This window comes from Arthrobacter sp. I3 (assembly GCF_000520575.1).
GTDB lineage: Bacteria > Actinomycetota > Actinomycetes > Actinomycetales > Micrococcaceae > Arthrobacter > Arthrobacter humicola_A.
Genome location: NZ_KI914961.1, coordinates 1 through 12704, shown reverse-complemented (window position 1 = coordinate 12704; position 12704 = coordinate 1). Strand labels below are relative to the sequence as shown.

The following is a 12704-nucleotide window of genomic DNA, read 5'->3' as shown; positions in this document are numbered from 1 at the left end:
CCGTGACTGGCTCCACGCCATCCAGCCACCCGATGCAGCCATGAGCAAGGCACCGGCCGGTTGCGTCGGAAGGCTGCTGCCCGTGGTCGCCTGCCCCAGCACGACGCCGAGGAGGTAGAACAGTACGGCGCCGGCAATCCATAGGGCCCCGGCCCAGCGGGGGAGCGTCCGGGACTGCCAGACCGCGACTCCAAGCAAGACGTTGCCAAGGAACGCGAGCAGGAGCCCGAGCAGGAACGAGACCGTCATGGCGGATGGAAACTCCAGAAGCATGACGTCCCGGTTCCCTTCCAGATACGCCTTCCCGATCGCGGGAGTGGCGAAAGTGGAGAGGACGGCGGGGACCATTAGCAAGGCAGTTCCCGCGACGGTGATGACTGTTGCTGCCAGTGCCAGGCGGCCGACGCGGCTGTTGGCCAGGCAGCAGCCCAGCGCGAACACCCCGAAGATCGCGAGGATGGTGCCTCCGTAGCTGCCGAGCAAGTGGCTTGATTGATACGAGCCCGAGCTGACGAACCGCGCCCAGGCGTCTGGATCCTTTTGCTGGTCCGGCTGAGGCTCAAGCGTGGCCCAGGCGGTGATCAGGCCGTAAAGAGGTAACGTCCACAACCCCGCCCGGATCCAGTGGGTGATGTTCTGTGCGTTCATGGACCGCTTCCTTCCTCGACCATGAGCCCGCCGCCTGCCCGGAAACGGGACGACGCCTGCCCCAGCGTAGTTTCGGGGCCGCGTCCCGGGCTAGGGTGCGTTGATTCACGGGAAAGGTCCGCGGAACTGCAAAGCTGCGGTGCATCCCGGTCTGGGCGCGCACTGAGCCGAGAGCAGATGGCCGACTGGCGGGGACTCTACCCACTCCTTCGAATCGGGCAGCGAATCGTGCCTGCACGGTATCTTCGCGCGCCGCTGACCGTAGGCTCCATCCGTGTAGATCGCGCCCCGACTTCCTAGTCGTTTAGATCGAAGTCGAGGTCAAGGTCCCGTGGTGTTCTAAGTTGCCGCCAGATTGAAGCGACTCGGGCTGTGGGCAGGGTTGATGCAATGGGCATTCGGTCCACGGCGGTCAGTTGTTTCAGGGCGAGCCCGGTCAGTACCGCGATGTCTCTGATGGGTACCTGGAATGTTCGGAAGGGACCCAGTGGGGGGAGCCTGTCGAGTGCACCGGGGCGGGGTACATCCGGGAGGTCCGCCAGCTGTGGTGTCTGGTCCACGACTTCCCATAAGCGCCTTTCGCTGTCAGGTTCACTTCGTTGGACCCCGGACGTAATCGATGATCTCCCGGAACAGCGGTCCAACTGTCGCGATTGTCCACCCTGAGCGGGACAGATTTGCGGCCGGGGTATGCGCGATTCCAGGCTTCCAGTATCTGTAGCGGATTTTCTCGCAGCGCCAGTGCGGGCGGATGGTGTCGCGGTGGGGGACCGGCTGATGCGTCGCAGTGCGCCACATTGTGGCGCTACGGCGGATACCATCGGAGGGTGAAGGCATACCGCCGGCGCAAGAGACGAGCCTTTCTGCATCGGCGTGCGTCCCCGGCAGCCAAACGCCGGAAGGCCGCCGCCAGGCGCCCGGCGGCCACCAAGGGGCTGTCGCAGGGGGAGGTGGCTACGCGGGTCGAGCGCGGGCTTACCAACCGCGTGCCGGACACCACTAGCCGGAGCCTGTGGCAGATATTCCGGGCCAATGTCTTCACGCTCTTCAACGCAATCGTCGGCACGAGCTTCCTGCTGCTGTTGTTCCTGGGGCAATGGCGGGATGCCCTGTTCGGCCTCGCCGCTGTCAGCAATGCCGTGATCGGCGTCGTCGAGGAATATAGGGCGAAAAAGTCCTTGGACCGGCTGGCTGTCCTCAACGCCCCGCTCGCGCGGGTCTTGCGCGAGGGTCAGATCCACGAAATCGCCACGGCCGACGTCGTAAAAGATGACCTCTTGGTGTTGCGGGCCGGGGATCAGGTCACTGCCGACGCTGCCGTACTGGAGTCGTCCGGCCTCGAGGTGGACGAATCGCTTCTCACGGGCGAAGCAGACCCGGTGGGTAAGGATGCGGGGACGGAAGTACTCTCCGGATCGATCGTCGTGGCCGGCCACGGCAACGCCCAGGTTGTCCGGGTCGGAGCGGCGTCGTTCGCGAGCCGGCTGACGGCAGATGCGCGACGCTTCTCACTGGTGAACTCCGAGATCCGCAACAGCCTCAACCGTGTAATGCGCTGGATCGCCTGGATCCTGCTGCCCGTTGCCCTCATCGTGCTCAACGGCGAGATCCAGGCGCGCGGCGGCTGGCAGACCGCCATTTCCACCGGTGCCTGGACCCCCGCACTCGTGGGACTTATTGCCAGCATGATCGCGATCGTCCCGCTGGGACTAGTGCTGCTGACGAGCGTGGCCTTCGCCGTGGGCGGACTCCGGCTGGCTAAACACAACGTACTGATCCAGGAACTCGCCGCTGTCGAGGGACTGGCACGCGTAGACGTCCTGTGCATGGACAAGACCGGAACCCTCACAGAAGGAGGACTGGTCTTCGACGCGGTTCACCCGCTGGCGCCGCAACCGGGATGGGAGCAGGCCCTCGCATGGTTTGGCGCCGAACCCGAGGCAAACGCCACGGCACGCTGCCTGAGCACGGCCTTTGAGGATGATGGCGGCCTTCAACCCGTCCGGACCGTGCCGTTCTCCTCCGCCCGGAAGTGGAGCGGAGTCAGCTTCAACGGGAGCGCCCGCGGTACGCGCACCTGGATTCTCGGAGCACCGGAAATGATGCTTGTGCAGGGCGACGACGCAGCCGCACGTCTGAAGCCGTCGATCTCGGCGCCCGACGGCGCAGTACCGCGCCAGAGCGACGTCTTGCGTCAGGCCGGCGAACTGGCCGCATCAGGGCTGCGGACCCTGCTCCTGGCCGGCGCGGATCAGTTGCCAGCCAATGGGAAGGTGGAGCAGTTGCCGGGGTCGCTCCACCCTGTGGCGCTGCTGACCTTCCGGGAACAGCCGCGCTCCGATGCCCGGGAGACCCTCAAGTTCTTCCGGACCGAAGGGGTCGGGTTGAAGATTATTTCCGGCGACGATCCCCGCACCGTTGCCGCCATTGCCCGCAGGGTTGGCCTGGAGGTCACGGAGGGCTTCGACGCACGCTCACTGCCGGAGGACCCGCTGCATCTGGAGGAGGTGATGGAATCAAACATGGTGTTTGGCCGAGTGACGCCGGCCCAGAAGAGGGCGATGGTCGAGGCGCTCCAGCGCCGGGGACATACTGTGGCCATGACCGGCGACGGCGTCAACGACGCCCTCGCGCTCAAGACGGCCGACCTTGGCATCGCGATGGACTCCGCGGCGCCCGCCACCAAGGCAGTCGCGCGCCTGGTATTGCTCGACGGCCGCTTCGACCGGCTTCCCGGAGTCCTCGCTGAGGGCCGGCAGGTCATCGCCAATATAGAGCGGGTCTCCAGCCTCTTCCTGAGCAAAACGGTCTATGCGACCGCCATCGCGGTGACCTTCGGGCTCCTGCAGTGGACGTTTCCGTTTCTTCCCCGCCAGCTATCCTTCACGGACGGCCTGACGATCGGAATCCCGGCCTTCTTCTTGGCGCTCATGCCGAACCCGCGCCGCTATCAGCCCGGATTCCTGCGCCGGTCCCTTTGGTTCTCCGTCCCTGCCGGACTAATCGTCACGGCTTCCCTGCTCACACTGAACGCATTCGCGCCGCTGGCCGGCGCGGCCACGTCCGAACAAGTCAGCAGCGCCTCTGTGCTGACGCTGTCCATGGTCGGACTGTGGATCCTATCGGCTGTGGCGCGCCCCCTCAACGCAGCGCGCCTGGCCGTGGTGTTGGCCATGAGCGCCTCCCTGCTGGTCTCGCTCAACCTCCAGCTCGTGCAGGAATTCTTCCTGCTTTCCCGGCCACCCGGCGGGTTGTTGCTCGCGGCCGTGGCGTGCGGGGCCGCCGGGGGCCTCGGAGTCGAGATCCTGGCGCGGGTCCACGCCCGGGCTTTCCCGCAACAAGGTCCGGTGGTGAAGAGCGGTTAAATGGGCTCATCAATTATTAGCGTTTTGTCCTCAACCGAAGGGGCTGGAAGCCCTGCAAACATAGGTGTGGTCCAGACATCTTTTGCTGGGGAACAACCATGGAAGTCCCAGCGACCCAGACTGGCCTGTTCAATCCGGGCACTTGGAGGGCCTATATTTTCCGGGGTTAAGGGGGAATTGGGCGCCGCGTTCACAGGCGGGGGCGGTGGTGCAGGAGGGTTGCACACAGCACCGATGCGAGGAATATCTCAGGAGGCACTCCTCGGCCAGGGCTTCGGGGTAATCTCTGAAATCGATGTCCGCTCAACCTTCGAGACCAAGCTCGGGGAGGAGAACGGACAGGCCTTGGGCGGCTACCTCATCCTGGGCGTCTGCAATCCCGCCCTGGCCCAACGCGCTCTTGGGGGGAGGGCTCGTTCCCGTTTGTCCGGCCAAGAGGGGTGTGCACGTTGTCCACACCGGAGTGCGTTTCCTGCCGTTGCTGCCTTGTGGCTCGCACCTTGCGTGCTTCCCACGAGACGGGCAGGAAGACCCCTCCGGAAACCAGGGGATCTTCCTGCCTCAAGTCACGCAACTTCAGGTTAGGGGTTTGCTGGGTGCAGCGGGCCCATCCGCGGCGTCAATGTTGGTGAAATTGGCACCCTTTTAATGATTGAGAAATTGAGCGGTCACAACACCGCGGCAACTGACCGGCGTTGCCGGTCAGTTGCCGGGGGATCGAGGTGCCTCTGGCGCCGGCTGTCAGGTTGCTTCCCGATGCTCAGTCGATCAACCACTTCTGACGCAGGCAGTGCTGTCACACCGTGGGGGCGATGTTCTGGTTCAACCGGAATAGATTGGTGGGGTCGTATTCGTTTTTCAGTTCCACGAGCCGCCGGTATGTATCCGCCGGGTACGACGCCCGGACGAGCGCCGTATTCGCTTCACCTGTGAAATTCACGTAGGCCGTCACATCCGGACCGAGAGCGGACGTCACGCCCCGGGCCCATTCGACGACATCCGCGAAGCCGTCCGCCGTCGGCGTGCGCGCAACAACATTGACGATGAATTCCTGGTCGCGGAGTGCGAAGGCCGTTGCTTCGGCCGGAACCCGGCCGACCGCGCCGCCAAGGTGGTGCAGGTGAATCTGCGTCATGGCGCTGGGCAATGCCGCAAACGAGTCCAGCAGCACGCGTACGGACGCGTCGTCGGCGGCGCGCAGAAATGCCGAGCGGAAATAGTTGTGCACGCCCCGCGGGTACAGCGGATCGAGCGCCTGCTGCCACCCCGCGTACGGGTTGGCCGCGAACACATCGGCGATGACCGTGCCCAATGACCGGAAGGGCGCGGTGGCGGCCTCGCCGGCATCGAGATCGCCGGACCAGCACCCTCCCACAGCGATGACCGGCTTGCCGTGCACTGATTCTGGCAGGAACGGGACCGGTGGCGCCATGGTCATGTTGACCAGCGTGGTCAGCTCATCAGGGGCCGCCGCGCAGGCCGCCCGATAGCCGCGCAACACCTGCTCCGCCTCTTCTGCGGGGTAGAAAACCAGGCCGGAAAGGACGATGGGCCCCACTTCGTGCAATTGATACTCGAAGGACGTCACCACACCGAAATTGCCGCCGCCTCCGCGCAGCCCCCAGAACAAATCGGGGTGCTCATCGGCACTGGCGTGAATAAACTGCCCGTCAGCAGTGACGACGTCGGCGCCGACCAGGTTGTCGCTGGCCAGCCCGTGCTTGCGCACGAGCCAGCCGATGCCGCCGCCGGTGGTGAAGCCGGCGATGCCGGTCGAGGACACCAGGCCACCGGTCACCGCTAGCCCGAATTGCTGGGTCTCTGCATCCACGTCCTTCCAGGTACACCCTGCCTGTGCCGCCACCCGGCGTCGGGCAGGGTCCACCTGGACCCCCTTCATCAGCGAAAGGTCCAGCACGATACCGTCGTCGACGGTGGAAAATCCGGGGATCGAATGGCCACCGCCGCGAACCGACAACGGCAACCCCTCGCTGCGCGCGAAATCGACCGTGCGGATCACATCTGCCACACCCGCACAGCGTGCGATGAGCGTGGGGCGCCGGTCGTGGGCCCCGTTCCAGATGCTTCGTTCGTGGTCGTAGTCAGCGTCCCCTGGCCGGACGACCGTGCCGCGCAGCCCGGCGGCGAACTCGGCGATGGTGGCCTCTCCGATGCGGGTCGGCCTAGTCTGCGTCGTTGTCACGATGCGTTCCTCCTGATTGCTGTTGGTTTGTCAGATCCATTTGTCAGATCCAGGAATCACGCTAGTGAACCGTACTCAACGAGCACTCAACTCCGTCTCAACATCATCGTCCGAATCCCGCCTACGCAGTGCGGCCAGCCGCTGACCGGCGATGAGGCATCTCGTTCGGTCGAAAATCGCCCCAGCCCTGTCAATTTCGCGGGCCGCCCGATGCGGGTCGCCGAGCTCGTTGGAAAGCTCTGCCACCATCAACCGTTGCCAGCCCGTGTGTCGCCGCCATGGGGCGACCTTTTCCGCTGCCTGCCTGTACATTTCCCGCGCTGCCCGGACCTCCCCGGAGATCAGTTCGGCGGCACCGAGAATGGTCAGCGTGGCGCCCATCCCCACCTGATCTCCCGCGGACTCGAACCCTGAAAGGCAACGCCGAGCGTCCGTCAGGCCGCGGTCGATATCACCACCCATGGCGCGGAGCAGGGCGATATTAATCTCGGTCAGCAGCTCGCCGCGTCGGTCGCCCAGACCGAGCCGAAGCTCCCGCGCCAAGGAAAGAGCCTCATCGGCCGCGCTGTGGTCGCCACAGTCGCGCAGAATGCAGCCAAGTTGGTGAAGTGTTTGCGCCCTCGCCAGGTCATCTCCTAACTCGGCGAAATGTTCGGCTGCATCCGTGATGACGGATATCGCAGACGGCGTGTCTCGCGAAAGCCTGGCCGCGTAGGCGATCGCGGACAGCACGTAGCCTTTGGCTTGGATAACGCCAACCCGCCGGCCCAACAGCAGGGTCTCCTCGACGCAGGGGACCAACCGACCGGCGATCGGGACCAGTTGCAGGCTGGGAGTGATCACCGGCAGGAAGGGTGGGGTGCTGGTCTCAGACTGTGCGAGTTCGCTCAGGCAGGTGTTTAGGTGACGGGCGGCGAGTGGTCCGTCCTCCCGGGACAACGCGCACTGGCCGAGCAGCCAACTGCTGGCAGCGCAATGTTCGGGTCTGCCACCCTCGAATGCCTCGGTGTGCACGTCGGCTGCCAGCTGTTCGGCCTCGTCCAAGTCGAAAGTGCTCCAGGCGAGCGAGGTCTCAATGAGCCGGGCCATCGCCACCTCGTCGGGGTTGCCGATCTCCCTCATGATTGCCAGGGCCTCCGCGCCGAGCGCCCGATGCCGGTCGCCGCGGCCCTGCCGGCTGTCCAGCCCGGTCAGGCCGATCAGAGCAGCCGCGCGAGGCCGGGTCGAGTCGGGAGCCACCGCCAAGGCACGCTCCACCCAACGTGCTCCCTCGACCGCGTGTCCGCGGAGGAACCAGAACCGCCACAGGCTGGCCGCGAGCCGGAGCGCGGTCTCGGGCTCGTGGGCGCACGACCAGCGCAACGCAGCGCGCAGGTTGTCGTGCTCACGGTCGAGCAACTTCGGCTGTTCGATGACCACCCCGGTGGCCCGTTCGGGATTGTGGGATTCGGCGACGGCAAGGAAGTAGGCGCAATGCGCAGCCGCCAGTTGAGCCGCCTCACCTGCATGATCGAGATTCTCTTGGCCAAACTGGCGGACCGTCTCCAATTGCCGGTATCGGGTCCCGGCGCCCCTCCTTTCGGTGACCACCAAAGACTTGTCCACCAGCTTGGCCAACAGGTCGAGCAGTTCGATCTGCTGGAGGGACGCGTCAGCGCAGACTGCTGCCACAGCGTCGAGGGTGAAACCACCCGCGAACACAGACAGCCGGCGCAGCAGAACCTGCTCCGGTTTGGTGAGCAGTTCGTGGCTCCATTCCAAGGTGCCACGCAGCGTCTGGTGCCGCGTGACGCCGCTGGTTCCGCCGCCGAGCATGGACAAAGCATCGCCCAATCCCTGGACGATCTCGGCGGGTTCGAGTACGGCGGTTCTGGCCGCGGCCAATTCCAGGGCCAGCGGCATCCCGTCGAGCCGTCGGCACAACTCTGTCACCCCCTGCGCATTGTCGGCGTCGAGCGCGAAACCCGGCCGGACCTGCGCTGCCCGCTCGACGAAAGGCCGGACAGAGGGCAGACGGCCCAGCACGGCCAGGTCGGGAGCGTCGGTCCGCAGGGGCGAGGGCAGGGGCAATGACGGCACCCGGTAGGTGTACTCCCCGTCGGCATGGAGTGGCTCCCGGCTGGTGGCGAGCACTCTAACCCCAGGGGATCCGTCCAGTAGCGCGACGACGAGATGCGCACATGCCGCGAGCAGGTGTTCGCAGTTGTCCAGCACGAGAAGCAGCGAGCGTCGCCGCAGTTGGTCGACCAGCGCTTGCACGCGGCTTGGTGCCGCGCCGGAATCCAACCCGAGGACCTCGGCTACGGCATCGGCCACCAGCAGCGACTCCCCAACGGCCGCGAGGTCGACGAACCAGACTCCGTCCACGTACTCAGGACGAACTCGCTTCGCGGCCTCCAATGCCAGTCTGGTTTTGCCGCTGCCGCCAGCCCCGGTGAGGGTGAGCAGGCGAGCATGGCCCATCAGCCGCTCGACGTCAACGAGTTCACGCTCGCGCCCGATGAAGCTTGTCAACGGGGATGGCAGATAACCGATGGCATCGTCTTTGCCGGTCACGCCGGCGGGCCGGTGGAGGCGCTCTTCGGGCGGCGAGCCGGTCAACAGCTCGCGAAACAGTCCCGTCGTCCGGGTGTCCGGGTCGGTCCCGAACGCGTCGAGGAGTTCGTCGACCAGCCGCTCATATCGTGCCAATGCTTCCGACCGCCGGCCCATCCCAGCCAGCACCACCATCTGCGCGCGCACGGCCCCCTCGTGGATGGGATCGGATTCGAGCGCATGGGTGAGGATGACCAACGCTTCCTCCGGTGCACGCTGCGCTACCGTGGACGCCAGTTTCACCAGTACCTCGAGATGGATTTCCCGGAGCTCATCGCGGCGTGCCGTCAGCCAATCCGCATCCGGCAGCTCCGGCAGAAGATCACCACTGTACAAGTCGGCCGCATCGCGCAGGCTTGCCTCGACGCCTGCAGCCAACGCTGCCACGGCCGAACGCTTGAACTGCAGGACATCGACATCGACCGGGCCAGTGTCATCCAGCACGACCACTTCACCGCGGATGACGAGGAGCCCGTCGCTGCCGGCTCCAGCGCTAGCGAGCGCACGGCGAGCGACGTACAGGGTCTGATGCAGATTCCGTGCGGCGGCCACCGGCTCCATGTCAGGCCACAGACGGTCCAGTACCTGCTCGCGACGGCCACGCTGACCACGCGCCAGCGCCAGCATTGCCACCACGGCCTTTGCCTTCTGCAGCCGCCAGTGGTTGTTCTCGACGGCGTTCCCGTTGACGTACACGATGAACGAGCCGAGAAGCTGGATGCGCAACCCGCTTTGGGTAGGCTTCATGGTTCTTCAGTATCCGCTCGCCAACCGGCGTTGTCGAACAACGAAATTTCCCACACGCGCCCTGCCTTGGCTCACTCTGTGAGCGGCCCATCAGTAGCAAGCAAACCACCAGAACCACAGCAGCCAATCGCCCCCGTCCGGCTCGATTCCGACAACCACCGCCGCCGGCACACTGCCGTGGGAAGTCGCCAAAAACCTCGGCGTCTCTGTACCTACCCTCTACCGGTGCGTCCCGGCAACGGACGCGGGCAAGGTTCTGAGTTGCTGAAGTTCGCGGAGAATCTCCAACTGCTGGCAGTTAATGTCCATCAGGAGATCGATCTCTTCCTTGGACTTCAGGTTCGTAGTGTAGTCATGCTGGGCCATGGCCCCGGCGATGGCATCCTGGCGTTTGGCGGCGATGAGCAGAATTGCTCCTTGCAGACCGGCCAGCATGGACAGAAAGAGGTTAAGAAGTATGTAGGGGTACGGATCCCAGGCATGGGTCGCCAGCGCCCAGGTGTTTATGGCGGCCCAGACCAGCATGAAGGCGATGAAACCTCCCACGAAAGGCCAGCTCCCCATCCCGTTTCGCATGAGGTCCGCGGCCTGCTGCCCGCGGGTGAGGGAAGCCTTGTGCTTGTCGTGCCAGGTGTTCGGTTCTCCGGTCATCCTCCACCCTAACCAGACCTGGCGGCTGGGACGTGCTTCTCCGTTAGTCTGCGCCATGAGTCCTAACCCTCCGGTGCCTTCGGATCTCCCGGCACCTGCCTGGCGCCGCGATTGCGGCACCGTGATCTAAGCCCGGCATGCTGCACGATCTTTCGGTCCTGAAACTGCGAGCTTGGTTAGGGAGAGGACATGAGATTCCGGCCTTAAAGACACGGCGGACGACGGCGGGAGGTCCCGCCGTCGTCCGCAAGAGTTACAGTCAGCGCTGTCCGGCTAGGAGGCGGGGTCCGTTTTTCCAGGGGCGAGACCGTAGAAGGGCGTGAACCGACCCCTGGCTCCGGGGGAAATGTTGGAACGGACGATCGAAGCGCTCTCCAGCGCTGCCAAATGGTATCTGACTGCGCCTCGCGAGGACGCGATGCCGTCGCTGATGTCAGCTACTTTGCTTGCCCCATGGTTTGCCAGGTAGTCGATGATTTGTGATTTGATCGGTGCGTTTCGCGCTCTTTTCGTCCGCTCAATGCGGTGCACGTCCATCGGGCTCTGGACTTCAAAGTCGGCTGTCATTGGCGATGGCCTTTCATCCGGTGTGAGGGTAGGTTCGCTGGTTGAAAATTGGTTAGCCGAGCGGGATCCGGTCAGTGCCTCGAAACGAGCTCAGGCTCCCTGCTGTCTTCAGTGACTTCCGCGTCTTGGGAGGCTTCCGCGCGTGACGCTTCGAGGAGGGACGTGGACTTGTCGTGGTTCCGGCCGATCACCGCCGTGGCGATGGCATTTCCCAGGATGTTGGTGGCGGTGCGCCCCATGTCCAGGAGCTGGTCGATCACCAGCAGGACACCAATTCCGGCGGCGGGGATGCCGAAGGCTGGGACCACGGCGGCTACGACGACGAGTGACCCGCGTGGCACGCCGGCCATGCCCTTACTGCTGAGCAGGAGCATTGCGGTCATCGCGATCTGCCGGCCAAGGTCCATGTCGATGCCGTAGGCGTTGATCAGGAAGACCGACGCGAAGGTCATGTACATCATGGAACCGTCCACGTTGAACGAGTAACCCAGGGGCAGCACGAAACCGGTGGTGCGCTTTTCGATGCCGAACTTGGTCAGGCCTTCAATGAGCTTGGGCAGGGCGGCTTCACTGCTGGAGGTGGCGAACGCGATGACCATGGGTTCGCGCACTATCCGGACCAGTCGGAAGGCCGCCCGTCCGAGGAAGGCGACGGCGACGCCGACCATGATGACCCACAGGGCCGAGAGAGACACATAGAACCCGCCGATGAACGACGCGTAGGTGGCAAACGCATCGAGACCTTGGGAGGTGAAGGCCGCTGCGATGCCGGCGAAAACGCCGACGGGCGCCGCCAGCATCACATACCCGGTGACCTTCAGCATGACGCCCATCAGTTCGTCGATGGCATCGGCGATGGAGGAGCGGCCCTTCTTCCGAAGGTTCAGCAGGGCGATGCCGAAGAGGGCGCCGAATACGAGGATCTGAAGGGGGTTGTTTTCGGTCAGTGCGGCGAAGACGCTCGTGGGAATGATGTGGGTGATGAACGCCTGGTAATCGAGGGGCTTCGTTTCCATCCCCGCGTCGCCTCCTGGCATCAGGTGGAGCCCGTTACCGACGTTGAGTACATGGGCCGTGATGAAGCCAAACGCGCCCACCAGCACGGAGGCGGACAGGAACCAGATCATTGAGCGGCCAAAGAGCTTGCCCACGCCGGCGGATTTGGCCGCTCCTGCGATGCCGGAGACGAGGGTGGCGAAGATCAGCGGGGCAATGATCATTTTGATGAGGTTCAGGAACATGTGCGTCACGGTGTCGAGGACCGCCACGACGGATTCGCGTGTGTCCACCGGCAGCAGCCAGTGGAAGAGTAGACCGCTGAGGATTCCGAACAGGAGCGCTGCCAGGATCCACATCGTTGATTTGTTTTTCATAGTCAGTCCTTGGGTAGAGGCCGGGTTGGTGGCCCGGTGCTGGAACGGTCCTCGTCATCGAGTTCCGTTTTCTCTGTAGTCGATCGGGTTTTTGGGCACGACGGCGTGCCCCTTGCTCCCTGGTCGGGCGGGGTCGTCGGTCTGGGGGTGGGCCCACTACCGCAGGGTTCCCTATCCGAGCTTGCGAGGTCAGGGACCGGTTGGGGATTATTTGGTGAGGTTGGCCAGGCGGTGCGGGCTGAGGAGCTCGGTGAGCTGCTCGTCGGTGAGCAGGCCGTGTTCGAGCACGAGTTCCGCGACGCCTTTGCCGGTGGCGAGGGCTTCCTGGGCGATGGCCGTGGCTGTGGCGTAGCCCAGTTGCGGGTTCAGGGCGGTGACGAGGCCGATGGATTGTTCCACGGTGAGGCGGAGGTGTTCGGTGTTGGCGGTGATGCCCCGGACGCAGCGGGCCGTGAGGGTGCGGCACGCGGCTTCCAGGTGGGAGATGCTCTTGTGGAGGCTGTGGACGATGATGGGTTCGAAGGCGTTGAGCTGGAGCTGGCCGGCCTCGGCGGC

General features: G+C 64.7%; 6 protein-coding genes and 1 pseudogene. 1 reads left to right on the top strand and 6 read right to left on the bottom strand.

What is annotated here, in order from left to right; all coding sequences use genetic code 11:
• Positions 1 to 648, bottom strand: a 648-nt coding sequence (locus tag Y706_RS29460) for a DUF4386 family protein (RefSeq protein ID WP_043436612.1), incomplete at its 3' end; no start/stop codon positions are given.
• A 986-nt stretch (positions 649 to 1634) separates the two neighbouring features.
• On the opposite strand from Y706_RS29460, the gene Y706_RS0120015 reads away from it, so the two are divergent.
• Positions 1635 to 4013: an HAD-IC family P-type ATPase gene (locus Y706_RS0120015; protein WP_253906853.1), complete on the top strand. Its 2379-nt coding sequence runs from the start codon at positions 1635 to 1637 to the stop codon at positions 4011 to 4013.
• A gap of 796 nt (positions 4014 to 4809) precedes the next feature.
• On the opposite strand, the gene Y706_RS0120010 is transcribed toward Y706_RS0120015, so the two are convergent.
• From Y706_RS0120010 to aspA, 5 genes and pseudogenes are all read right to left on the bottom strand, one after another.
• Positions 4810 to 6216 carry an FAD-binding oxidoreductase gene (locus Y706_RS0120010; RefSeq protein ID WP_028277984.1) on the bottom strand — a complete coding sequence of 469 codons (1407 nt, stop codon included), beginning with the start codon at positions 6214 to 6216 and terminating at the stop codon, positions 4810 to 4812.
• A gap of 75 nt (positions 6217 to 6291) precedes the next feature.
• Positions 6292 to 9558 carry an ATP-binding protein gene (locus Y706_RS0120005; protein ID WP_028277983.1) on the bottom strand — a complete coding sequence of 1089 codons (3267 nt, stop codon included), beginning with the start codon at positions 9556 to 9558 and terminating at the stop codon, positions 6292 to 6294.
• A 219-nt stretch (positions 9559 to 9777) separates the two neighbouring features.
• The gene (locus tag Y706_RS0120000) at positions 9778 to 10209 is read right to left on the bottom strand and encodes a DUF1003 domain-containing protein (RefSeq protein WP_028277982.1); all 432 of its coding nucleotides are present in this window, start codon (positions 10207 to 10209) and stop codon (positions 9778 to 9780) included.
• A gap of 638 nt (positions 10210 to 10847) precedes the next feature.
• Complete coding sequence (locus tag Y706_RS26680; protein WP_043436611.1) at positions 10848 to 12149, bottom strand: dicarboxylate/amino acid:cation symporter; 1302 nt, start codon at positions 12147 to 12149, stop codon at positions 10848 to 10850.
• Positions 12150 to 12356: 207 nt separating this feature from the next.
• Positions 12357 to 12704: pseudogene (aspA, locus tag Y706_RS26675) on the bottom strand (aspartate ammonia-lyase); the annotation flags it as partial.

What these genes read in the sequence shown, in the direction of transcription:
- Y706_RS0120005 (WP_028277983.1), bottom strand. Translation starts at nt 9,558, where the DNA reads ATGAAGCCTACCCAAAGCGGGTTGCGCATCCAGCTTCTCGGCTCGTTC.
- Y706_RS0120000 (WP_028277982.1), bottom strand. Translation starts at nt 10,209, where the DNA reads ATGACCGGAGAACCGAACACCTGGCACGACAAGCACAAGGCTTCCCTC.
- Y706_RS26680 (WP_043436611.1), bottom strand. Translation starts at nt 12,149, where the DNA reads ATGAAAAACAAATCAACGATGTGGATCCTGGCAGCGCTCCTGTTCGGA.